The sequence below is a fragment of the Campylobacter sp. FU_520 genome (assembly GCF_025772385.1).
GTDB lineage: Bacteria > Campylobacterota > Campylobacteria > Campylobacterales > Campylobacteraceae > Campylobacter_D > Campylobacter_D lari_C.
In genome coordinates, this window is sequence record NZ_JAKMRZ010000008.1 from 38,874 (window position 1) to 62,379 (window position 23,506).

At 30.1% G+C, this 23,506-nt stretch carries 26 protein-coding genes and 1 other RNA gene; 17 read left to right on the plus strand and 10 right to left on the minus strand.

Going from position 1 to position 23,506, the window contains the following annotated elements:
* The first annotated feature begins 71 nt into the window (after window positions 1-71).
* Together L8W55_RS04310 and L8W55_RS04315 are read left to right on the plus strand one after the other, a co-directional pair.
* Window positions 72-434 (plus strand): hypothetical protein, encoded by a 363-nt coding sequence (locus L8W55_RS04310; protein WP_263677494.1) that lies wholly within the window; start codon window positions 72-74, stop codon window positions 432-434.
* Between the two features lie 31 nt (window positions 435-465).
* A complete protein-coding gene (locus L8W55_RS04315; protein ID WP_263677495.1) occupies window positions 466-780 on the plus strand; it encodes a hypothetical protein in 315 nt (104 codons plus the stop codon).
* Here L8W55_RS04315 and L8W55_RS04320 read toward each other — a convergent pair.
* Together L8W55_RS04320 and L8W55_RS04325 are read right to left on the minus strand one after the other, a co-directional pair.
* Window positions 777-2,648 (minus strand): mechanosensitive ion channel family protein, encoded by a 1,872-nt coding sequence (locus L8W55_RS04320; protein WP_263677496.1) that lies wholly within the window; start codon window positions 2,646-2,648, stop codon window positions 777-779. The genes L8W55_RS04315 and L8W55_RS04320 overlap by 4 nt on opposite strands.
* Window positions 2,645-3,283 carry a carbonic anhydrase gene (locus L8W55_RS04325; RefSeq protein WP_263677497.1) on the minus strand — a complete coding sequence of 213 codons (639 nt, stop codon included), beginning with the start codon at window positions 3,281-3,283 and terminating at the stop codon, window positions 2,645-2,647. The genes L8W55_RS04320 and L8W55_RS04325 overlap by 4 nt, the downstream gene beginning before the upstream one ends.
* Before the next feature lie 158 nt (window positions 3,284-3,441).
* Here L8W55_RS04325 and L8W55_RS04330 point away from each other — a divergent pair, with 158 nt between their 5' ends.
* The 9 genes from L8W55_RS04330 to L8W55_RS04370 all read left to right on the plus strand — a co-directional run bounded on the left by L8W55_RS04330 (window position 3,442) and on the right by L8W55_RS04370 (window position 9,745).
* Window positions 3,442-4,143: a Bax inhibitor-1/YccA family protein gene (locus tag L8W55_RS04330; RefSeq protein ID WP_039619421.1), complete on the plus strand. Its 702-nt coding sequence runs from the start codon at window positions 3,442-3,444 to the stop codon at window positions 4,141-4,143.
* Window positions 4,144-4,245: 102 nt separating this feature from the next.
* On the plus strand, window positions 4,246-4,590 hold the full coding sequence (gene secG, locus L8W55_RS04335; protein ID WP_133319019.1) for a preprotein translocase subunit SecG: 345 nt from the start codon (window positions 4,246-4,248) through the stop codon (window positions 4,588-4,590).
* An 11-nt stretch (window positions 4,591-4,601) separates the two neighbouring features.
* The gene (gene frr, locus L8W55_RS04340) at window positions 4,602-5,159 is read left to right on the plus strand and encodes a ribosome recycling factor (RefSeq protein ID WP_263677499.1); all 558 of its coding nucleotides are present in this window, start codon (window positions 4,602-4,604) and stop codon (window positions 5,157-5,159) included.
* Window positions 5,160-5,161: 2 nt separating this feature from the next.
* Complete coding sequence (gene pyrE / locus L8W55_RS04345) at window positions 5,162-5,770, plus strand: orotate phosphoribosyltransferase (RefSeq protein WP_263677500.1); 609 nt, start codon at window positions 5,162-5,164, stop codon at window positions 5,768-5,770.
* Window positions 5,770-6,186 carry an RDD family protein gene (locus tag L8W55_RS04350; RefSeq protein ID WP_263677501.1) on the plus strand — a complete coding sequence of 139 codons (417 nt, stop codon included), beginning with the start codon at window positions 5,770-5,772 and terminating at the stop codon, window positions 6,184-6,186. Before pyrE ends, L8W55_RS04350 begins: the two co-directional genes overlap by 1 nt.
* The gene (locus L8W55_RS04355; protein WP_173786944.1) at window positions 6,183-7,205 is read left to right on the plus strand and encodes a ribonucleotide-diphosphate reductase subunit beta; all 1,023 of its coding nucleotides are present in this window, start codon (window positions 6,183-6,185) and stop codon (window positions 7,203-7,205) included. Before L8W55_RS04350 ends, L8W55_RS04355 begins: the two co-directional genes overlap by 4 nt.
* Window positions 7,206-7,329: 124 nt before the next feature.
* Window positions 7,330-7,497: a hypothetical protein gene (locus tag L8W55_RS04360; protein ID WP_039619427.1), complete on the plus strand. Its 168-nt coding sequence runs from the start codon at window positions 7,330-7,332 to the stop codon at window positions 7,495-7,497.
* A gap of 10 nt (window positions 7,498-7,507) precedes the next feature.
* Window positions 7,508-9,025, plus strand: coding sequence for a disulfide bond formation protein B (locus L8W55_RS04365; RefSeq protein WP_263677502.1), 1,518 nt, complete (start codon window positions 7,508-7,510; stop codon window positions 9,023-9,025).
* Window positions 9,026-9,115: 90 nt separating this feature from the next.
* Window positions 9,116-9,745, plus strand: coding sequence for a protein-L-isoaspartate(D-aspartate) O-methyltransferase (locus L8W55_RS04370; RefSeq protein WP_263664091.1), 630 nt, complete (start codon window positions 9,116-9,118; stop codon window positions 9,743-9,745).
* On the opposite strand, the gene L8W55_RS04375 is transcribed toward L8W55_RS04370, so the two are convergent.
* Complete coding sequence (locus tag L8W55_RS04375; RefSeq protein ID WP_263677503.1) at window positions 9,746-10,129, minus strand: GNAT family N-acetyltransferase; 384 nt, start codon at window positions 10,127-10,129, stop codon at window positions 9,746-9,748. It abuts the gene before it with no gap.
* Window positions 10,130-10,246: 117 nt separating this feature from the next.
* Between L8W55_RS04375 and L8W55_RS04380 the strand changes: the two genes are divergently transcribed.
* Entirely contained in the window at window positions 10,247-10,987 is a 741-nt protein-coding gene (locus L8W55_RS04380; protein WP_263677504.1) for a carbonic anhydrase family protein, read from the plus strand.
* 11 nt (window positions 10,988-10,998) lie between these two features.
* On the opposite strand, the gene L8W55_RS04385 is transcribed toward L8W55_RS04380, so the two are convergent.
* Both L8W55_RS04385 and typA read right to left on the minus strand, forming a co-directional pair.
* The gene (locus L8W55_RS04385; RefSeq protein WP_263677505.1) at window positions 10,999-11,631 is read right to left on the minus strand and encodes a poly(A) polymerase; all 633 of its coding nucleotides are present in this window, start codon (window positions 11,629-11,631) and stop codon (window positions 10,999-11,001) included.
* Complete coding sequence (gene typA, locus L8W55_RS04390) at window positions 11,631-13,439, minus strand: translational GTPase TypA (protein ID WP_039629177.1); 1,809 nt, start codon at window positions 13,437-13,439, stop codon at window positions 11,631-11,633. The genes L8W55_RS04385 and typA overlap by 1 nt, the downstream gene beginning before the upstream one ends.
* A gap of 127 nt (window positions 13,440-13,566) precedes the next feature.
* Here typA and L8W55_RS04395 point away from each other — a divergent pair, with 127 nt between their 5' ends.
* From L8W55_RS04395 to L8W55_RS04415, 4 genes are read left to right on the plus strand one after another with little or no spacing between them, the layout of a single operon-like run.
* Window positions 13,567-13,905: a hypothetical protein gene (locus L8W55_RS04395; protein WP_039619431.1), complete on the plus strand. Its 339-nt coding sequence runs from the start codon at window positions 13,567-13,569 to the stop codon at window positions 13,903-13,905.
* A gap of 3 nt (window positions 13,906-13,908) precedes the next feature.
* On the plus strand, window positions 13,909-15,588 hold the full coding sequence (locus tag L8W55_RS04400; protein WP_263677506.1) for a flagellar hook-length control protein FliK: 1,680 nt from the start codon (window positions 13,909-13,911) through the stop codon (window positions 15,586-15,588).
* Window positions 15,589-15,639: 51 nt separating this feature from the next.
* Window positions 15,640-16,647, plus strand: coding sequence for a flagellar hook capping FlgD N-terminal domain-containing protein (locus tag L8W55_RS07980; protein WP_412175268.1), 1,008 nt, complete (start codon window positions 15,640-15,642; stop codon window positions 16,645-16,647).
* Between the two features lie 4 nt (window positions 16,648-16,651).
* On the plus strand, window positions 16,652-18,277 hold the full coding sequence (locus L8W55_RS04415) for a flagellar hook protein FlgE (RefSeq protein ID WP_263677507.1): 1,626 nt from the start codon (window positions 16,652-16,654) through the stop codon (window positions 18,275-18,277).
* A 10-nt stretch (window positions 18,278-18,287) separates the two neighbouring features.
* Here L8W55_RS04415 and L8W55_RS04420 read toward each other — a convergent pair whose 3' ends face one another.
* On the minus strand, window positions 18,288-18,731 hold the full coding sequence (locus L8W55_RS04420; RefSeq protein ID WP_263677508.1) for a hypothetical protein: 444 nt from the start codon (window positions 18,729-18,731) through the stop codon (window positions 18,288-18,290).
* A 52-nt stretch (window positions 18,732-18,783) separates the two neighbouring features.
* On the opposite strand from L8W55_RS04420, the gene ffs reads away from it, so the two are divergent.
* An RNA gene (gene ffs, locus L8W55_RS04425) (signal recognition particle sRNA small type) lies at window positions 18,784-18,881 on the plus strand.
* 4 nt (window positions 18,882-18,885) lie between these two features.
* Here the strand turns inward: ffs and L8W55_RS04430 are convergent.
* The 4 genes from L8W55_RS04430 to L8W55_RS04445 form a co-directional block, all read right to left on the minus strand.
* Window positions 18,886-20,109 (minus strand): HD domain-containing protein, encoded by a 1,224-nt coding sequence (locus tag L8W55_RS04430; protein WP_263677509.1) that lies wholly within the window; start codon window positions 20,107-20,109, stop codon window positions 18,886-18,888.
* Window positions 20,110-20,269: 160 nt separating this feature from the next.
* Window positions 20,270-20,878: a protein adenylyltransferase Fic gene (gene fic, locus L8W55_RS04435; RefSeq protein ID WP_263677511.1), complete on the minus strand. Its 609-nt coding sequence runs from the start codon at window positions 20,876-20,878 to the stop codon at window positions 20,270-20,272.
* A gap of 62 nt (window positions 20,879-20,940) precedes the next feature.
* Window positions 20,941-21,921 (minus strand): ABC transporter ATP-binding protein, encoded by a 981-nt coding sequence (locus tag L8W55_RS04440; protein WP_263677512.1) that lies wholly within the window; start codon window positions 21,919-21,921, stop codon window positions 20,941-20,943.
* Entirely contained in the window at window positions 21,921-23,504 is a 1,584-nt protein-coding gene (locus L8W55_RS04445; protein ID WP_263677513.1) for an ABC transporter permease, read from the minus strand. The genes L8W55_RS04440 and L8W55_RS04445 overlap by 1 nt, the downstream gene beginning before the upstream one ends.
* Between the last annotated feature and the right edge of the window lie 2 nt (window positions 23,505-23,506).

Sequence of the window (23,506 nt, forward strand, 5' to 3'; positions counted from 1 at the left end):
TTATATCTAAATTCACTCTTGCTTCACTCAAAAAATTATATAATTCTTGCATAAAAAATAAAGGAGAAAAAATGAAAAAGAAAATCGCTACATTATTAACGGCTTTAAGCCTTTCAAGTCTTGCTTATGCAGATGGAATTTATGGGGTAATTGTAGATGTAAATGATGGCGCAAAAACTATTTTAATTGACACTACTTATGGTCAAAAAATGAATGTAAAAATTCTACCAAATACAGAAATTGATATGGATGATTGTGGTATTTTTGGTATGGATAAATACGGCACTTTTAGAGATTTAAAAGTAGGAACTTTTATAGAAGCTGAAGTTTTCCATGGCTATGCTCAAACAACACCAAATCCACAAACGCCAAATCAAGTTCAAAATATCACCGCTAAAGAAATCAAAATCGAATGCAAAAAAAGAGCTTATTAAGTAAAATAACTCCTAAAAAGGAGTTATTTTAATGCGTTTTTTTCTTATATTAATTTGCATTAGCACTTTTGCATTTGCCTATAAAGTTCAAGGTATCTTAAAAAACACCACTACAAATTCATTAAGCATTCAAACAAGTTTTGACAATAATTTAATCATCACGGTCTTACCCCAAACACGCATTGATATTTATAGTTGCGGAATTTTTGGAAGTAATAAAAAACAAGCTAATGTACAAGATTTAAAAAAAGGAAGTCTTGTTAAAGTTAAGGGTAGTAAAAATGGAAGTATTATCATCGCTGAAAAAATTATAGTAGAATGTGATGATCAAAGAAGAGCTTATTAAGATAATAACTCTTCTTTGTCTTCTTTATTGATTTTTTCTATATAAAGGCTTTGCGAAGGAAAAGCAAAGCTAAGCTTATTTCTTTCAACAATTTTCATCAACTCAAGCAAAATACTCTGTCTTGCCTCTCTAAAACCTGCAGCATCTACTGCTTTAGTATAAAAATATACTTCTATATCAATAGAGCTTGCACCAAAACCACTTACAGCCACATAAGTATTGTTTTTATAACCTTCCAAGTCATTTACTGAAACTAGATTTTGTCTATACCTAGCGCGGGTTCCACCATGATTTAACGCACTATCATCAACTTGAGCTATCAAAGGACTAGTTGCTAATAAATATCTTATATCTTCTACACATTGTTCAAGTTGCTCAGGTCTTGCATCATAAGTTACACCGATAAATAATTTTACATGGCGCCCTATTTTTCTTTTGCTCCAATTTTTTATATTTGTTCCCATGATGGTTGAGTTTGGTAAAAACACTAAAGAATTATCAAAAGTTCTAATAGTGGTTTTTCTAAGTCCAATCTCTACTATAGTTCCTTCTATACCTGAAATTTCCACCCAATCGCCTTGATTAAAACTATTATCAAAAAGCAAAAGCACAGAAGCAAAGAAATTTGCAATAATATCTTTAGCTGCTAATGCCACAGCCAAACCACCAATACCTAAAGATGCAATCAATGCTGAAATATTAAACCCTAAATGCGCTAAAACAAATAAAACAGCTATCACTATAATGATGAAATATAAAATTTTAATGATTAAATTAACCACTTCGCGCTTGCCACTTTTTTCAGCTAGCTTTGCCACAATCACCATACCATAACTATCAAAAATATTTATAACAAGCCAAGCAGTTAAAACAACATAAACAATTGATAAAATATTACTAATTCTTATATCAACAGGTGCAGGATAGTAAAAAATAGTAAAACAAATTCCTATAGCATAAGCAAACAAAAACCAACCAACTGGCCCTTGGAGCTTTTCTAGAAAATGAGTTTTTATCTCCACATTTTCTGAATTTTTTCCAAATAAATGTATCAATACAAAATACAAAATTTTTGCAAGATAAAATTTCAAAGAATAAAAAAAGACAATTACAGCAATAGAAATAACGATTTTTCCAACATTTACACTACTTATAGAAGTTTGCTCATTGATATAATTAATTGCATTTTGCAAGCCCAAGCCTGTAAATAAAAAGTTAGTTTCAAGTAAATTTGCATTGTTTCTTAGATAAACTAAAATTTCATTATAAGATTTAATAGCATTTCTTAAATTATTTTCATTGATTTCTAAGGTTCTAAGCTGAGTAATATCATTAATTTTTTCTTTATCTAAGGTAAAATTAAACACCATATCTTCTTTAAGCACATCAATACTCTTATCGATAATGTTTTTTATGGTCTGACTTTGCGCTCCTTCGATAAAAACTTTTTCTAATTCAAAGATACATAAATAAAAATGCTCCGCGGAGGTTAAATTTAAAAGTTTGATTTTATTATCCACATAATCATAATATCTTTTTTTAGCTTGAGCGTTTTCAACACTTTTTTGTAAAGCATTTTTAGTTTTTAAAAAATCTTTTGCTTCTTTATCATCAATTTTTTGAGATACCATTTTTAAAGGCAAAGTGGTTAAAAGTGCGGTTTTTTGTTTTTCTATTTCTTTAATATTATCTTGAAATTCGCTGCTATTTGTATCACTATTTTTAAAGCTTTCCAAAAGCAAATTAAGTTCTATATAATTTTGCACCAAAGCAAAAATACTATTTTTATCTTCTAAAATATTTTTTTCTTGCGCTTGCAAGGTATTAATAAATAAAAAAAATAAAACAATACTAATAATCTTTTTCATGATTTTCTCACCCTCTCTTGAATTAAAACAAAATTTTCAAAATTAAAATCATACTCATAAATTTCACCCGTTTCTATGATGTAATACCAAGCATGGAGTTCAATATCATTTTTATTTAAAGCCTCTTCAATACCTGGATAAGTTAATAAATTTTGCAAAGAATTTACCAAATTCATTTTTTCAGTCATCCAAGCACGCATAGCCAAATCACTACCTGCAACTTTTAAAACTTTATTTTTTATAGGCTCAAGCAAAGTAAGCCATTTTTTAACATTAGGCATATTTTTTAAATCACTTTCATTTGCATATAAAGCCGCACAGCCACCACAATTACTATGACCGCAAACTATAATATTTTTTATATGTAAAGAATTAAAAGCATACTCAATAGCTGAAGTTGTTGCTAAAAAATCATCTCCTACTCTATAAGGTGGGACTATATTGCCTATATTTCTTACGACAAAAAGCTCCCCTGGGCCTGTATTAGTGATTAAATTGGGTATCACTCTTGAATCAGCACAACCTATAAAAAGCGTATGAGGATTTTGCTTGTTTTTTAAACTTTCAAAAAGCTCTGCATGCTCTTTGAAATCTTCTTGCATAAATTTTAAAGCACCTTCGATCAAGTCTTTCAAGAAAAGTCCTTTTTTGGTTTTAATAAAACATTATACTAAATTATTTTTACTTAAAATAAATCTATAAATTTATTTTTTGTTGCATTTTTATGTGGTTTTAATCTTTCATTTATCTTTTTTTTGTAAATTTTAGTTTTAAAAATTATTGGAGGATTTTAATGAGTCTTTATGATAGAGATTATTCTAACTCTAAAACTCAAGAATTTGAAGGTTATGCTAGAAGTGATTTAAGCATTTTTATAAAACAAACTTATCAGCTTTTTGCTGCTTCATTGTTAGCTGCAACAGCAGGTGCTTATATAGGAATTTTTGCCTTAGCACATTTATTTGCACAATCTCAAGCAACTTTTTGGATTTTATTTATTGTTGAAATTGGTTTATTGTTTGCATTGCAATGGAAAAAAAGAGAAGCTCCGCTTAATTTAATTTTACTTTTTGCCTTTACTTTTGTTTCAGGGCTTACTTTAACACCACTTTTATATTCAGTTTTAGCACTTCCTGCAGGGGCTAGCATCATCGCTCAAGCTTTTGCTTTAACAACAGTAGCTTTTGGTGCTTTAAGTGTATTTGCTATGAATACAAAAAGAGATTTTACTATGATGGGAAAAATGCTTTTTATAGCTTTAATCGTTATCGTAGTAGCTTCTTTAATTAATCTATTTTTCCAAAGCTCACTTGTGAGTTTAGCAATTTCTGGTATTGGTGCGATTTTATTTTCTTTTTACATTCTTTATGATACTCAAAACATCATTAGAGGAAACTATGAAACACCAATCGAAGGCGCAGTTGCACTTTATCTTGATTTTATCAACCTTTTCATCTCTCTTCTTAATATTTTAAGAAGCTTTAATAGCAGATAAAAATTTGCGAGATTTTTTCTCGCAAATTTTATTTACCTCTTTCAAGTTTTTATCAAACTTTTTAAGTTACAATACTCATTTTATTTTCAATAAGGAAAATTCATGACTACTCTTTTAATTATTTTGCAATTTGCAATTGTTGTGATTATTTGTATTGCGGTTTTATTACAAAAAAGCTCAAGTATAGGACTTGGAGCATATAGCGGAAGCAATGAAAGTTTATTTGGAGCAAAGGGTCCTGCGGGGTTTTTAGCTAAATTTACTTTTGTAATGGGTGTTTTGCTTATTGCTAATACAATCGCTCTAAGTTATATGTATAATAATGCTAACTCTAACTCACTTGCTGAAAAAGCAGAACAAATTTTGCCAAAAGCACCTGAAACAAATACAACTAGCATTCCAGTCGCACCAAGTGCCCCAATTAGCGAAAGCAATACTAGCAAATAAAAGGAAAAATCATGCTAAATGAAATTTATACCAAGCAAAAACAACAATCAGACAAAAGCTTAGAGGCTTTAAAAAAAGATTTTACCACTATAAGAACTGGTAAAGTAAATATCAATATACTTGATCATATTCATGTAGATTATTATGGTAGTGCAACCCCGCTTAATCAAGTAGCAACAGTTTTAGCAACCGATGCTTCAACTATTAGCATTACTCCTTGGGAAAAATCAATGCTAAAAGCCATAGAAAGTGCTATAGCTGCAGCAAATATAGGAGTAAATCCAAACAATGACGGTGAAAGTGTAAAATTATTCTTTCCACCTATGACAAGAGAACAAAGAGAAGAAAATGCTAAAAATGCCAAAGCTATGGGAGAGAAAGCTAAAGTAGCCATTAGAAACATTAGAAAAGACGCAAATGATGCAGTTAAAAAACTAGAAAAAGATAAAGCAATTTCAGAAGATGAAGCTAAAAAAGCTTATGATGAAATCCAAAAACAAACTGATAGCTACACAGCAAAAGTAGATGAACTAGTTAAAAATAAAGAAGCAGAACTTTTAAAGGTTTGATAATGAACTTAGAACAAATTTATAAAGATTGTGGAGCATACCTACAAGGGCATTTCTTGCTTAGCTCAGGGAAACACTCTGAGTTTTACCTTCAAAGTGCTAAAGTTTTAGAAAATCCAAAACTAGCGGGTGAACTTTGTGAGGAGCTTGCAAAAGTTATTGCTAGTTTTAACATTGAATTTGATAGTATTTGCTCTCCTGCTTTGGGTGGAATTTTAGCAGGTTATGAGCTTGCTAGAGCTTGCAATAAACGCTTTATTTTCACTGAGCGCGTAGAAGGAGTGATGAGTCTTAGACGTGGTTTTGAAGTAAAAAAAGGTGAAAAATTTATCATTTGTGAAGATATTATTACAACAGGTGGTTCTGCACTTGAGAGTGCAAAAATCATCGAAAACTTAGGTGGGGAAGTAGTAGGCTTTGCAGCTTTAGCAAATCGTGGTTTTTGTGCAGTAAAAAATTTAAACAATCCAAGAAAAGAAAATGCAAAACTGCCTGAAAATTTACCACTTTTTGCACTAGGAAATTTTGAATTTGATATTTATGAAGCAAACGCTTGTCCACTTTGTGAAAAAGGCACCAAAGCTATCAAACCTGGTAGTCGTGGAAACTAATGAAAACTAAAGCAAAAATAGCTACTCGCTTTTTAAGATTTAAAGCTTTTTTGATTGATCTATTTTTGCTTTATGTGCCTATTTTATATTTATTTTATTTTACACTTGGCTCTAAAGAAGCCTTTTTAAACAATCAACTTACAATTTTTTTATGTTCTTTAATTTTTGGGCTTATACAGGCCTTATTTTTAGCAAAAAAAGCCCAAAGTCCTGGACTTAAAGCTTATGATTTATATTTAATTGATCTTAAAAATGGCCAAAAACTTAATTTTTTTAGAATACTCTTACGCTATATAATTTTTATCGTAAGTTTTGGTTTATTGATTGGGTTTTTGGTAAGTTTTTTAAGAAAAGATACTTTGGCTTTGCATGATATTTTAAGCCAAAGTGTTATTGTCACAAAGGTAGAAAAATGAATAGAAAAAGAATTTATAATCCAAAATCAAATGAAACTTTAAATGATAGAAAAGTATTTAATGGTAATCCTCATGGGATTTTAAATTTCACCAAAGCAAAATACACTTGGGCTTTAAAGCTTTGGGATTTAATGGAAGCAAATACTTGGTTTCCAAAAGAAGTGGATACAACTAAAGACGCGCTTGATTATCGTTGTAATCTAACCGTAGCAGAAAAAAGAATGTATGATTTAGTTTGGTCTCAACTTATCTCAATGGATAGTTTTCAAACAAATAATCTTGCTGATAATATCAATCCTTACATCACAGCACCTGAAATCAATGCAGTTTTAGCAAGACAAGCTTATGAAGAAGCAAATCACTCAAAATCTTATGCGGTAATGGTTGAAGCAATCTGTGAAAATACGGACCTAATTTATGAAATGGAAAAACACGATGAAACTTTAAGAGAAAAAAATGATTTCATTTCAAGTATTTATGAAGAATTAGCCGGTGAAGTAGATGATAATAAACTCTTACTTGCAATGGTAGCAAATCAAATCTTAGAAGGGGTGTATTTTTACAGTGGTTTTACTGCTATTTATGCTTTGGCACGTGCAGGGAAAATGCTAGGTTCAGCGCAAATGATACGCTTTATACAAAGAGATGAGATTACACATTTGCTATTATTTCAAAATATGATTAATTCTGTACGCAAAGAAAGACCTGATTTATTTAATGATACCAATGTAAGTAAAATCTATGATATGTTTAAAAAAGCAGGCGAACTTGAAATTAAATGGGGTAAATACATCACTCAAAATCAAATCATGGGCTTTACAGATGATATTATAGAAGAGTATATTCACTATCTTGTTGATCAAAGACTAATTGCTATCAATCTTGATAAAATCTATAATGCAAAACATCCTATTAAATGGGTGGATGATTTTTCTAAATTTAATGACCAAAAGAGCAATTTTTTTGAAAGCAAAGTTACAAATTACTCTAAAGGAAGCTTAAGTTTTGATGACTTTTAAGTCACAAAACTACTCATTTTATTACATTTTTTAAATCAAATCTATTTTTCAATTTAATATTTTATTTTTATTTATTCTAATATAGTAAAATCGGCGGTTTTTATTTTATTTATAAGGAGTAATTATGGAGTTTTTAGAACTTTTGTTAATCTTTATCGCCATAGTTCTCATGATAGTTAAACCAGAAAAAGAAAAACTAGCTTTTTCTATACTTGTAATTTCATGGGCTATTATGGTATTTGACTATTTAGGTCGCAAATCAGGCGCAATCTTAGGCCTAATGAATCTATAAGGTGGCAAATATGTGTGATATTAACAAAACTAAATTCTTTTATTTTTTAATGTGTTTAGCAGGTTTTTTGGTTATCTTAATGCCTGTTGGAACTGCAAATTTAATCTTTGGCTATATGCTAGGTGATAGTCCTTGTACTTCTTGTTGGGGCCAAAGAGAATCAATGATTTATATCGGTGTGGCAGCTTTATTTATTGTACGCTATGGTATGAAAGGTAAATTTTTAGCTTTCCTTTTAATCGCGACTGCATTTGGTTTATGGCAATCATTTAATCATGTAAGTGGTCATGCACACCGTGATCTTGATCAAGGTTTTGGTTTACCTATTTTTGGTTTACATACTTATTTTTGGGCTGAAGTGGTATTTTGGGCTGTAGTTTTATTGCTTGGTGTTATTTTTGCCTTTGCTCCAAAATTTGGTTCTTTTGAAAAAGAAATGGAAGGAGCTAGCTTTAGAAAATTAACTAAATTTAACCTAGCTGCTATGATTATTGTTGCTTTTATTGTAGCTTCAAATGTATTCCAAGCTTTCGTAAGCACTGGTCCTGTTCCATATAGTGGGCAAGGTGATCCGGTTCGTTTTAGCTTAAATCCTAAATACATCATTTGGTCTGATTCAGGCTGGAGTAAAAGTTGGAAAAGTGTTTCTTTCTTAGGAAAACGCGATGTTAAAGAACCTGATTTTGCTTTTGCACCTGCTAGTGAAAAACTAGGCATTCGGTTTGATAATAATATCAGCAATGCTCCATTTGCAAGTATTGATGAAAATCTAAAAATAACAAATGAAACAAAAATTGATTTTCCTAAGCCTATTAATACTCTTGATTATATTAATGGAGAGTATGTTGCAAGCTCTAAATGGGAAGTATTTTTCTTAGATGATAATTTTAGCACTAAAACAGATTTTCTATTAGATCCATATTTTTCAGCTACAATTAATCCTATCGTAGGAATTATTCCTTATTTAGATAACAAATACATCTTAATGGGTTCTAATAAATCCTTCTTAAGATTTGCTCAAAATCCTAATGCAGATGAAGCATTACAATATGCTGATTTTATAAGAGGAGCAAATAATTTCGAGGGTCAAGGTAAAGATCTTGGTCGTGGTAGAATTGATACAGTTAGAGCTAAATTCCATCATGTTTTAAGCACAACAACAGATGGAAAATATATGTATCTTGCTACCGTTCCAAATAATAAAGACGCTAAAACTTTTGTAATTTCTAAAATTTCTTTAGCAGATAGAGTTCTTTCAGCTGAATTTACCCCTAAAGCTGACTTAAAAGAAGGAAAAACTTTAGGCGATCTTTATGTAACTTCAATGGCATTTAAAGATGGTAAAATTTATGCATTAAGTAAAAAGCATAATGTTATTGCTGTAATTGATTTAGATAAAGAAGAAGTTGTAAAAACTATTTCTTATCCAGAAAATATAACTAATGCAAGAAGCTTATTCTTTAAAGATGGCAAAATGCATATCTTATCTTATCAAGATAGCTCAAACATCCTTTATACACTTGATTAATCTTAAGGCGTTTTTACGCCTTAAGGATTTTAAAGCTAGATAAATAAAATTTAAGATAAAATAACGCTTTTTATCAAGGAGTGCTTATTGATTCATATATTTGAACAAAAACAATGTCAAACAATGGCAGAAGAAATTCGCAAAAATACTTTCATCAATGAAGAATTATTTGAAGCTTTTTGTTCTACTCCAAGAGAAATTTTTTCACCTTTAAAAATGCATGCTTATAGACTTGATGCGCTTCCTCTAATGGGAAATCAATGGATAAGCTCGCCTTTAACTGTGGCTAAAATGACCATGGCACTTGATTTTAAAGATGCTGATAGTGTTTTAGAAATAGGTTGTGGTAGCGGGTATCAAGCTGCGATTTTAAGTAAGCTTATTAGAAGAGTTTTTACCATAGAACGCATTGAAAAACTTGCAATTAGCGCTATAGAAAAATTTAAAAAACTAAACTATGCTAATATTCATGTAAAATTTGATGATGGGCAAAATGGTTGGAAAAATTATGCGCCTTATGATAGAATTTTACTCTCAGCCTATATAGAGCATATTCCAAATGTATTATTTGATCAACTTGAAAACAATGGAATTTTAGTAGCTCCTTTACTCATAGGAAATCAACAATTTATCACTAAATTTACCAAAAAAGATGGCGAGATTAGCAAAGAAGTTTTAGACGAATGCCTTTTTGTACCTATCAAAGATGGCAAAGAATAGTTAAAATTTCATTTTTAAAACAATAAAACCATATTCATCTTTATATTCACTCTCTTGTAAAAAACCATTTTTCTGATAAAATTTATATGCCTTATAATTATCTTTATTTACTTCAACATATTTCAAATGATAATCATTTATAGCTTTAGATATTAAAGCAGTGCCTATACCTTTATTAAAATACTTTAACCTTAAAAACAACATTTCAATTTTATCGTCCACAAATGCTAAAAATCCAATCATTTCATCTTTATCATAGCAAATCAAATAATTTAAACTAAAGAATACTTGAGAATTTAAAAGATTATTTTTAATCTTTTCTCTATCAAAATCAGATAAAAAATCATGGGAATGTTTCACACTATCCTCCCATATATCGATCAATTTATCCTTAATATTATCTGTAATTTTTTTAAAATATTTAATTTTAATATAATTATTTTTAAACATAAGCTTTTTATAGGATTTATTTTTTTATAATTATACTAAAAAAGGAATATTATGGATTTTAAAAAAATACTTTTTAGTTTATTTACCACTAGCATGCTTTTTGCCTATGAGCAAATGCCTCAAAATGCCTCGCATGGAAATTTCATAGACAAAGATAAATGGAAAAATTTAGATAAAAACTGGATTTATTGTGAAAGTGGTTTAAATCAAGATTTTATCAATATAAATAGCAAAAAGACTACAAATAAAAATCATTCTTTAGAATTTAACTATTTAAACGATTCTTTTGGTTTAATAAATGATGGTTATACCATAAAAATGCATTTTGCAAGCAATGGAAGTCATATCGTGCTAGATAATATAAGTTATAATTTATCGCATTTTCACTTCCATAGCCCATCAAAAATTTCTATTGATAAAAAGTCTTATCCTTTAGAAATTCATTTTAGTCATGTAAGTCAAAAAGGCGATATAGCAGTGGTTGTGCTGTTTTTACAAGAAGGTGCGGAAAATCCTTTTATTAAAAAAATCATTCGTGCTTTTCCTAAAAAAGAAGGCGATAAACTTTATGTTCAAGGCTTAAGTGCTAATGAATTATTGCCAAACAATCTTCAATCTTTTTATATCTTTAAAAATAAACTCAACAAGCCTTGTAATCAAAAAATCACTTGGATAGTTTTAAAAGATATAAGCTATGCCTCTAAAGAGCAAATCCAAACCATACAAAATTTAATGGGAAAAAATGAGAATTTAAAAATACAAGAAATTAATAATTTAGAACAAAATGATTAAGTAAGCTAAACTTAATCATGTATAAAAGCTTGAATTTTTTCTAAATTAGCTCTAAAAAGTTTAAAATTTAACTCACTTGAAATTTTTAAATCAGCAAAAAAAGGATTTTTCAAACTTGCTATGAGCAAATAATCATCTTTTTTTAAAACTCTTTGTGTAGAAAATTCTTTATCCTTTACTTTTTCAAAAATACTTTCATTTGAGTTAATATCTTCTTTTAATTTCTTACTATAAAGCAAAATTCCACAAAAGAAATTCCCAAATTCATCTTTAAATTTCACATCATAAAGAATAAAATCATCAAAAACAAAAGAATTTTGAGAATGATAAGTTTTTAAAGAAAAATCAAAAGCAATTTTTTCAAAATCTTTTTGATCAAAACCTTGTTTGTCAAATTTAGCATTGTTTTGCTTTAAAAATTCCTCACACATTTTAAACACAAGCTCATTGCGTCCCCACATAAGCTTTCTTCCTAAAATTCTAAAAAACAAAACTCCTGCTAAAACAGCAAAAAATAAAGCTATAATCACATCTTTACTAAATTGAAAAGCAAGAAAAAATATAACCAAAGCTTCAGCAAATGCTAAAATTTGTAAAGCTTTGAGTCTCTTGTTTAAAGCTTGTCTTATGGCTTCAAAATCCATTAAGACTTAGCCTTTTCCATTCTTTTTCTTTGAGTAGGATCAAGATATCTTTTTCTAACTCTAATATTTTGTGGAGTAACCTCTACAAGCTCATCTTCTTCTATCCATTCTAATGCTCTTTCAAGGCTTAATTTTCTAGGTGGCACAAGCTTAATTGCATCATCGCTTCCACTTGCTCTAACATTCGTTAAATTTTTACCTTTAATCGGATTAACATCTAAATCATTTGGGCGCGAATGCTCACCTATAATCATACCTGTATATACTTTTGTTTGAGGATCGATAAACAATACTCCTCTATCTTGCAAATTAAATAAAGAATATCCTAGCGCAACACCATTTTCCATAGAAATTAACGCGCCATTATTTCTTTTTTCAACTGCCCCGCTAAATGGACGAAACTCTAAAAAGCTATGGTTCATTACACCCTCGCCTTTGGTATCTGTTAAAAATTGTGATCTAAATCCTATAAGCCCGCGCGCAGGAATTTCAAACTCAAGTCTTGTTTGACCATCTCCAGTTGGTGTCATAGTTTTCATTTCAGCTTTTCTTTTACCTAGTTTTTCAATCACTACTCCGGTAAAATCATCAGGCACATCAATCACTAAATGCTCAAATGGCTCTGTTTTAACCCCATCTTCTACCTTAACGATAACCTCAGGTCTTCCCATACAAAACTCAAAACCTTCTCTACGCATATTTTCAGCCAAGATAGTTATTTGCAGTTCGCCTCTTCCACTTACTTTAAATTTACCCTCACCTGTGCTTTCATATTTCATAGCAATATTAGTTTTCATTTCCGCTTCTAAGCGTTCTGCGATTTTATTTGAAGTTACATGCTTGCCTTCAGTACCCGCTAAAGGGCCATCATTTACTGAAAATACTATGCTTAAAGTTGGTTCTTCTATATGTAAAGGATCAAGTGGCATAGGGTTGTTTGGATCTACCACACTATCCCCCACATCTAAAGCTTCAAAACCTGCAATCGCTACAATATCGCCTGTCCCTGCTTCTTCAATATCCATTTTTTCTAGACCCATAAAACCAATAAGTTTTGAAATTCTTCCATTGATTTTAGAACCATCTGCCTTAGCAAGCATTACATTTTGATTTTTCTTTACTTTACCATTAAAAATTCTTGCAATTCCTATTTTACCAACGAAATTATCATAACCTAGAGTAAAAACTTGAAGCTGTAAAGGGTTTTCATCACTGCCACTTGGAGCAGGTACACGCTCAAGTATAGTCTTAAACAACGGCTCCATATTAGTGCTTTCATCTTCAAGTGCAAGTTTTGCATAACCATTTTTAGCAGCTGCATAAACCACTGCAAAATCAAGTTGCTCATCATTTGCCTCTAAAGCCACGAAAAGATCAAAAATTTCATTGATTACTCTTTCAGGATCAGCAGCTGGTTTGTCGATTTTATTAATAACAACAATAGGTTTAAGTCCTAAAGATAAAGCCTTTTTTACCACAAATTTAGTTTGAGGCATAACCCCTTCTTGCGCATCAACTAAAAGCAAAACTCCATCAACCATTTTTAACACACGCTCAACTTCACCACCAAAATCAGCATGGCCTGGAGTGTCTATGATGTTTATTTTGGTGCCTTTATAATTAATAGCAGTATTTTTAGAAAGTATAGTAATACCTCTTTCTTTTTCTATATCGTTGCTATCCATTACGCGCTCTGCTATTTGCTCACGCTCGCTAAAAGTTCCTGATTGCTTTAAAAGCTCATCTACCATTGTTGTTTTACCATGATCAACGTGAGCTATAACGGCTATATTTCTAATATTATCCAAGTTTTTCTCCAAAGTCTTAAATTTAAAATCTAATATTATATAAAAAAAATGCTTAAAAATTAAGATTAGCAAATTGGAACACTTGTTGCTTTTGTCTTGGATAAGAATTATTTTTAAGGAGAAAAATATGTCAAACCTAAACACTCAAATCTTTAACGCTAACTTAGAAAAACAAGGAACTTCAGTTTTAAATAGTAAGCATTTTATGGAACTTTTAAATTATTTAGAAGTTGTAAATTCAAACGAAGAAAAAGAACTAAACTATGCAAAACTTTCAAGTAAAGTAAGTGAAATTTTAGATGATGCTCATAATGAAAATGCAGTTTTAAATGCTAAAAATATAGAAGAATTGTTAGTAATATTTAAAAACTTTAATCTTTCTCATGAAAATTTAAAACTTGATTGTGCAGCACAATTACAAAATTTATTTCCAAATTTAGCAAAAAATAATTTTTTAGTAGGTTAATTAATGTCAAATATCCAAGCAAGCGATGCTTTAAACTTACTAAGCATCGCTCCACAAAATGAAAATCCTAGCAAAGAAAGTACTAATTCACAAAGCGATGGAGAGGAATTTTTAAATTCCTTATTGCAAGCAATAAATGAAAAAGATGGAAGTTTACCAAAAGACTTTAAAGCACCACAAAAAGAAAATAAAAATGAGAGCTTAAAAGAAGCCATTGATGATAAAGCTCAACTAGATGAAAAAGATGCTATAAAGCTTTTTGAAGGTGCAAGTTTTATGCAAATTCTTTCTTTATTAGAGGTTTTACAAAGCGATAGCAAGGATATAAAATTAAACAAACTTGTCCAAGATAATACTGCTATTTTAGCTCTTGAAAAAAACTTGCACAAGCTAAAAAATATCAAAAATATTAATGAGATTTTTAATATAGCAAAAGAGCTTGGATTAAATATCAAAAATATAAAATTTGAGCAAATTAAAGATTTAAAAGAAGTCTTTCCAAATCTTGACAAAAAAGGCTTCTTTAAAACACCAAATTTAAATAATAAAGACTTAATTGAACCACAAAAACAAAACAATACTAATGTTTTTCAAGATTTAATCAATCAAAAAATTACTAAACTTTTAAAAGAAGAACCAAATTCAAACAAAAATATAAAAAGCAAAGAAAATGAAGGTGTTTCTTTACTTTCTTCTGCTTTAAAAAACATAGAACTTCCAAAAAAAGATGTAAAAGCAAAAGAAAATATTCAAAACATAGATTTTGAAGAAAAACTAGTAGAAAAAATTCAAGATAACAAAGAAATCAAAGACACAAAAAATATAAAAAATATTAGTAAAAATGATAAACTAAATGATATTGAGCTTATCAATCTAACTCAAAATCCAAACTTAAAAAAAGAAATTAAAAACAAAGAAAAGATAGATTTTAAAGAGATATTAAAAAATGAAAAATTAACCACCAGCGAAGATAGCTTTAGTAAAAAAATAAGTTCTGTTTTAGAAAATTCAAAAGATTTAAAAACCGAATTAACAAATACAAAAAATATCCAAAATTTACAAAATCAAAATCAAGATTTGAAAATTAACTTAGAAAATTTACTAAACACTCAAGACAAACAATTAAAAACAGACAAAAATACTCAAAACACAGATAATTTTAGTGATATTTTTAAAAGCACTAAAGAAGTTATAAAAGATGAAAAAGATCATAATGAGGAAAATTTAAATTCTTACGTGAAAGAAATGAATAGAGTTTCTAATAATTTTGTAAAAAATCAAAATATTCCTATGAAAGAAACTTTCAATGATTTTGCTCAAGAATTTAAAGAAAAACTAGAAAGTTATAAAGCGCCTATAACACGCTTTAGTATAACTCTAAACCCGCACAATCTCGGGGAAGTAGAAGTAACTTTAGTCCAAAGAGGATCTAACCTAAACATCAGCTTTAATTCTAATCAAAATACTTTAAATCTTTTCATACAACATCAAGCTGAGTTTAAAAATGCTCTTGTAAATATGGGATTTACAAATTTAGAAATGAATTTTAACAACCAAGAAAGAAAAGAGCAGAATAATCCACAAAAACAAAAAAACAATAATAACAAAGAAGATAAGGTGAATTTTGAAAAAGAAATTCAAGAAAAACCAAGCTTAGAGATGGTTTTAGCTAAATATTTTTAGTATGGAATATTTTTTGCTTTAAGCTTTAAAAACATATAAAAAAGGATTTTTATGTCAAATATAAATACACAAACTCTTCAAGGTCCTTTAGCAGCACTTAACACCAAAGATATGCCAAATGCCAAAGGAAATGCTAGAGCTGGGGAAGGCGATAGTGGGTTGATTTATAACCCTGGAGCAGAGCTTGACAAGGATGCATTTTTAAAGCTTCTTTTGATAGAACTTCAACATCAAGATCCAACTGATCCTATGGATACTGAAAAAATGCTTACTCAAACAGCACAACTTTCAGCGCTTGAAATGCAAGATAATACTAATAAAACTATGACTCAGCTTGTAGTAGCAATGACTAAATTACAAAATTCTATTGCAGCAAGTACTGGTATGAGTGCATTAGCTGCGGTTGGAAAACTTGCAACGGTTAAGGATAATTATCTTGTAGTGGCAGATGATGATATACAATTTCAAATTAATATGTATTTACCACAAGAACCACAAAAAGGTAAAAAGACTGATATTGATATTGAAGGTTTTGAACTTAAGAAAAATGGTGAAGATAAACTAGATATCACAGGTAAGGTAGATAAAGAAATAGCAGGACCTGGAGAAACTATATATGTAAAATTAGTTGATGATAAAGGCCAAGAAGAAACTGTTAAAGCAGTAGTTGGAGAAGATCAAACCTTTAAGGTTATAGGACATACTCCAAGCGTTGATATCAAAACAGCTAAGATTGATTCAGCTTATAAATCAGATAGTGAACCTGTAACATTTACTATTTATAATGAAGCAGGAGATCCTGTAAGAACAATGAAAGTTAAAGATATGACTGCTGGTATGAAGCAAATTGTTTGGGATAGAACCGATGATAGTGGAAATCCTGTACCATCTGGCAAATACTATGTAAGAGCAAGCTATATAGGCGAAGATGGAACGACAGTAAACTCAACTTATGGTGCATACCCAATTACAGGTGTTAAATTTGAAGATGGCGAAGCTCTAGTTGGTATGGGCGGTAGCTGGGTTAAATGGGAAGATATTAAAGAAATTACAGGATAAAATCATGTTTACAGCATTTTATAATGGGGTAAATGGAGTAAAATCCCAAAGTTATGGTATAGATAATACTGCTCATAATATAAGCAATGTCAATACAGTCGGTTTTAAATACTCCGATGTAGCTTTCAAAGATGTATTTTATAGCACCATAACAACGCAATCATATAATAAAGGTCAAACTGGTTATGGTAGTGTAGCAGGAGCTACTAATGATATTTTTGAACAAGGACCATTAGTTTCTACTGACAATGAATTTGATGTGGCTATTGCTGGAAAAGGCTTTTTTGGTGTAAGTAATGGCAATGGAGTTTATTATACTAGAAATGGTGCTTTTAAACCTGATGCAAATGGCTTTTTAGTAGATTCAAACGGAAATTATGTGCTTGGAACTATGAACCCATCATTAAAAGAAATTCAACTAAGCGATAGGGTTTCAAATATGTTTGGTCAAGTTATGGGACAAAAAGTTACCACAGCTTGGAGTGGAACACCTGGACAGAATTTCCAAATGGGTGGAGTTAATACTCAAGGACCTATTTCTGTACCTAAAAATCTTTATTTGCCACCTCAGCCAACACAAAATATCACTTGGAGTGGCAATTTAGACACAAGCACCAAAACAGAAGCTGTAAATGTAGATGTAGATGCTTCTAAATTTGAATTTAGTAAAAATGAAGATGGTAGTGTAAAAATTTCAGGTAGTGTAAAAGATGAGCAAATTTATGGCTTAAAACCTGGCGATACTATATATTTTAAAATTACTGATGAAAAAGGTGCTAGTCAAACATTACAAGCTACTTTAGATGAGAATTTAGCTTTTAGTATTGATAATCAAAAACTAGATAAAGTAGATTTAGAAACAGCTAAGTTAGAATCATCTCATTTAAGCGTAGAAAAAGAAGTGGCTGATAGCTCAGAACTTTCTGCAAAATTAATTAATCCTGATGGTTCTATTAGTTGGGTAAGAGTTAAATTAGATAGAGTTTTACCACAAAATGGCACAGACTTAGAATACAAAGCTGTTGCTCAAGTGTATGATAATGATGGCAATAAAATAGGTGGAACTACCGAGGGTTTAATCACCTTTAATGAAGCTGGAGCTTTAGTTTCTAATACCTTAAATTCAGTAGATAACAACGGTACAAGAGTTAATATAAATCTTGGTTCATATTATGATCCAAATATACCAAATTCAGGTTATGATGGACTTCATGCCTTACAAAACAAACAACCTTCAGTACATACACAAACAGATGGTAAAGGCGAAGGGTTTTTAAATAATTATTCTATTAACACAGATGGTACTATCATTGCCACTTTTACTAACGGCGATCAAATAGCCATGGCAAAACTTGCTTTGTTTAATTTTACAAACGAACAAGGCTTAGAAAAGCTAGGAGAAAATCTTTATGGACAAACTAGCAACAGTGGCAATCCAACCTTTTTGCTTGATGCTAATGGAAATTTCAGCACAGCAACATTTAAAGGCTCTTATTTAGAGCAATCTAATGTAGATTTATCGGTAGCTTTTACAAATTTAATTACTTTACAAAAAGCTTATGATTCAAGTAGTAAAAGTATCACAACAGCTGATCAAATGATACAAAAAGCAATCAACATGAAACGCTAATTTTAGCCTTTCATGATGGTTCTTTTGAATTTTTTTCTAAAATATATTTTATTTCTTGCTCAAAAAACTCATACACCCTAAGTTGCACCAAAGCTTCTTCTTCATTTTTATCCATCAAACGCTCAAGCCTATGGAAATTAATCTTTTTTGCATATCTTGGATTTTTCTTTAAAAGCAAAGCAATATTTTTAAGTAAAGCATCTAAACTAAGCTCATTTTTTAAAACTCTATCTACATATTCTTTAGAAGTTTGTACTAAAATCGCCTGCCTACTTTTATCATCTGGATAAACTTCATTTGCAATATCAGCCAAAACTTGCCAAATTTCTGCTTTTATAGTCTTATTTGCCACGATAATAGCAGCAAAAGATTTTGCTCTAAATTCTAAAGACAAATGGCTAGGAACAAAAAATTCTCTAAATTTAGATAAAAAGTTTGCAAATATACTCAACATACTTCACCTCAATGTTTTTTAAGATATTTTAAGGTATTATTTCAACTGCCTTCTCTTAGACCTGTGCAATGCTATTTTTAAGCACCGCTTCAGGGTGGGAACACAGCAGAGCACTTAGACTTAGTGTGTGCCGCAGTCATCTGGGAGAGGGTTTTTAAAGTTTAAAATACCCTTTAATATCCTCACAAATTCTAAAGAAATTTACCCCATTAATAGTCGGATTTGTTTTAAAATACTCATACATTCCTACAAAACCACTTTCAAGCTCTTTAGACTTTACTCCATAGCTAATCGATAAAGCTGCTTCTATAAAAGCTGCTAATTTATCACAATACTTCAAAGCCTTTCCATCAATAGCCTTAAAACGATCCTCATTAACCGCATCTAAACTACCACTATAAACACTTGGTTTGTTATTAAAAATACGATTTTCAAATTCATTTTTTACAAAGGCACTTTCTTCATTTTGTCCTTCTCTAATACCAAGTATATAGCTAAATTCTTCTCTAAAAGATAGTGGTATAAAAGGTAAAATTTTCTCATTAATAAGCTTCATTTCATACTCATTGATGATTTCATTTAAACCATCTATGCCATATTTTACCGGAGAGATGATATCTCTAGTTAAACTTTCAGGCAAATCATGAAACAAAGCACAATAAAAATTGCTTTCTATTCTACCATCGCATGCTTTTACTTCTAAAGAATAAAAATAAGACAAAATAGCTACCACAAGCATATGTCCTAAAACTGCAGTTTCTGGAATCCTTGGAGTTTGCGCCCATCTTTTTTGAAAACGCAAACGCCCGCTTAGATCGATTATTTTAGAAATTTTTTGATTAAGAGCTATTTTTCTTGCTCCGATTAATTCATAATAATCTTCTAATTCTTCTTCAACCTTAGCCTTAATCTCATCAATATCACTTAAAAACGAGCTAGTTTGATAAACTATATTAAACTCCCACCTTGTCGCAAAATACGAAGCAGCTTTTAAAATAAGTCTTTCTTTAGCATAATCTTTACCTTGTAAAAAAAGCTCATAGCGTTTTAAAAACTCACTATTTTCAATATCTTGAATCATCGGTGCGATTTTACTTAACACCCAAGCACTTACCTGCTCATTTTTTGCACGCGTTATTTCATGGTACACATCAGGGCGTATATCAGTCACTACTACCCTACTTAAAAACTCAAAAATCCCCGCTTCTATGATAAAGCGCATATTGACATCTTTTTCCATTTTAGCAATGAAATAAGCAATGATAAATTTATGTGCTTGCTTATCAAGCTCGACTAAATTTGTCATTCTAGGATAATCATTCCACCTTGATATAGAAGCAGCTTTAAAAATATGCTCTATTAATTCTACACTAATCATTTATTTCCTTTTTTTGCTGTGATTTTACTTTATTTTATAATCTTTAGCAAATTTTATTTTGATATTATGATTTAATGTTTTATTGTTAAGTAATGCAATAAGAAGAATTTGAGATTAACAAGCTTATGTCAATAAAAATTATAAAACTAGCTTTAAATCATCAAAAAAGCTCTTTTGTTTTATAGAGTGTATATCCTTCATAATAATAGCTTGCATCAATCCCTCTTGCAAAAATATTAAAACTATAAATATCATCACTCAAAGCATTTTGAAGTAAAATTTTTATCTCTATATCTTTAATAGGACTTCTTTGCATAGCCATTATATAATCATCTTTATCAATCAAACTCCAATCAATCACTTTTTTCAACTCTTTTTTAAGTATTAAATCAAGCCAAATTCTCATGCTTCTGCCATTTCCTTCTCTAAAAGGATGAGCTACATTCATTTCTACATATTTTTCTACAATTTGTTCAAAGCAAGATTGTTCCATAAGTTCTATTTTTTTAATTGCCTCATGTAAATAAACAGCAGGAGCAAATCTAAAATTTCCTTTTGAAATATTTACCTCTCTTATTTTTCCTGCAAAATCATAAATATCTTCAAATAATTTTTGATGAATTACCCTTAAGCTTTCAAAACTTCCTGCTTTTAATGTATCTAAAAAACCACTTTCAAATAAAGCTTTTGCCTTTAGTTTGCTTATTCTTTCTTCTTCTTTGGCCAATTCTAGTTGATTTTTTATACCAAGTTTATTTGTAAGTATCATTTTAAACCTTTAAAGTTTATATTTTATAAGATATTTAATATAAACTTTATTAAATTTATGACTTAAAACTCTTTTGTTTCGTTTAACTTAAGATAAATTTCATCATTTTTACCAAGTTCTTTATGATGATAAATGCTAAAAATATGTCCTTCCAAACTCACACTTATCTCATAAAAATCCCCATAAAATACGCATTCTAAAACGCTAGCTTTTAAAGGGGTTTGTGAAGTTGAAATTTGTATATCATTAGGGCGCAAAATGCCATTTTTACTTTGCAAATATGCTTTGAATTTCTCATCCAAAATTGTATTTGGATCTATAAAAAATGCCTCGCCCAAAAAGCAAGCACTATCTATATTTTTAGGCTTATAAAAAAGCTCTTTAGCGCTTCCATAGTCTAAAATTTTCCCATCCTTAATCAAAGCGATATTATCTGATAAATAAAAAGCATCGTCTTTATCATGTGTGACAAAAATAGCACTAAGCTTATGTTCTTTCAAGATATTTTTGATTTCTTTGCGCATTTTAACGCTTAAAGTGTGATTTAAATTTGAAAAAGGTTCATCAAAAAGTATGATTTTTGGCCTTGCGACTATGGTTCTTGCTAGTGCTACTCTTTGTGCTTGCCCACCGCTTAGCTCATTTGGATAGCGCTTTAAAAGCGTATTTAAATTTAAAATTTCTAAAACTTCATCAAGTCTTTGTTTTTGCTCGTTTTTACTTAAAGAGCTTATACCAAAGCATATATTTTCTTCTACATTTAAGTGCGGAAACAAAGCATAATCTTGAAACAAAACCCCCACATCACGCTCTTGAGGGGCTAAATACACATTCTTAGAAGCAACTAATTTATCCCCTATATAAATACTACCATCATTTATTTCAAAAAAACCTGCTATACAACCAAGCAAAGAACTCTTACCACAGCCACTTTCTCCCAAAATACTGACAATCTCACCTTCTTTTAAGCTCAAAGAAATTCCTTTTAAAACCTCTGTTTTTCCAAAAGATTTGTAAAGATTGTCAATTTTTAAGATTTCCATTATTGTCCTTTTTGGTTGTTTTTATTTTGCAAATAATGCATTAAAAATGTAGGGATAATCCCAAATAACACTATAATTAAAGATGGCAAAGAAACATTGTAAATTAACTCATTTTCACTATAAGCAAATACAAGCGATGAAAGCGTTTGAAAACCTGAAGGTGAAAGTATAGTCGAAATAGGCAATTCTTTTAAAATATCCACACAAATAATCACTACAGCTAAAGCTAAATAATGCTTCATCAAAGGAAAATGAATTTGAGTGAAAATTTTAAATGGTTTTGATTTTAAGGTTAAATTTGCATAGTCTATGTTTTTAGAAATTCGCTCATAGCCTGATTGAGTTGCAAAAACCCCTGAAGCTAAAAATCTCACAAAGTATCCAAAAAACAACACCAAAAATCCACCACCTATGGCATATTCAAAAGATAAAAGATCAAAAATATAATTTAACACACCCAAAATCACTAAAATTCCCACAGCTACCACAGCTCCAGGTAAAGAATACCCCAAAGTCGTAAGCCAAAGGATGATTTTAGAAGCTTTTGTATCATTTAAACGCACTACAAAACATAAATAAAACGCCACCCCTACAATAGCAAAAGAACTCACCAAAGCCACGCTAAGGCTATAAAATGCAGGTGTTAATACATTGCTTAAATTTTGCATAAAATCAAACCCAGCCCAATAAACAAGCCATATAATAGGCACAACAAAGGCTAAAAATGCCACTAAAAAGCACCATAAAAAGGCTAAAAATGCCTTAAAGCCTTTTAACTCATCTTTTGGAGTAGGTAAAAATACATTTTGATTAAAACCTTTTTTACCTCTTTGAATTTTTTCTAAAAGCATTAAAAGTGCGATAAACACAAGCAAGGCTACGCTCAAAGCCACAGCACTGACTTCATCACCACCGCTTCCCCATGTTCTAAAAATTCCTGCACTAAAAGTATCTACACCAAAATACGCCACCAAGCCATAATCACTCAAAACCTCCATAGCCACCAACAGCAAAGCACCTACTATACCCACACGGCAAAATGGCAAAATCACTTTAAAAAATGTTTTTAAATTAGAAGCCTTAAGCGTTTTAGCACTTAAAATGATATTACCAAGCCCATAAGCAAAAGTATTTTTAGCAAAAAAATACACATAAGGATAAAGCGCAAAAGATAAAATCACAATCACACCATATGCATTCATGATATCTATACGCCTATCAACACCTAAAAGCGTGGGAATTAAACCTTGAAATTCAAATAAATCAATCCAAACAAAACCCATCACATAAGAAGGTATTGCCAAAGGTAAAATCAAAAACCATTCAAAAAATTTCGAGCCAAAAAATTTATAAAAAGCTATCAAATAAGCACTAATTAATCCTATAATCAAACACAATACTAAAGTCCCAAACAATATAAAAGCACTACCAAAAATATAACGCGGCAAGACATTTTTACTCAAATGTTTTAAGGTGTTAATATCTATAAAAGGAAGGTGTAAGATAATAGCAAGTATAGGCAGTATAATTAAACCACAGAAAAAAAAGGTGGCAAAAGACCACCTTAGACTTAAAAATTTCAAAT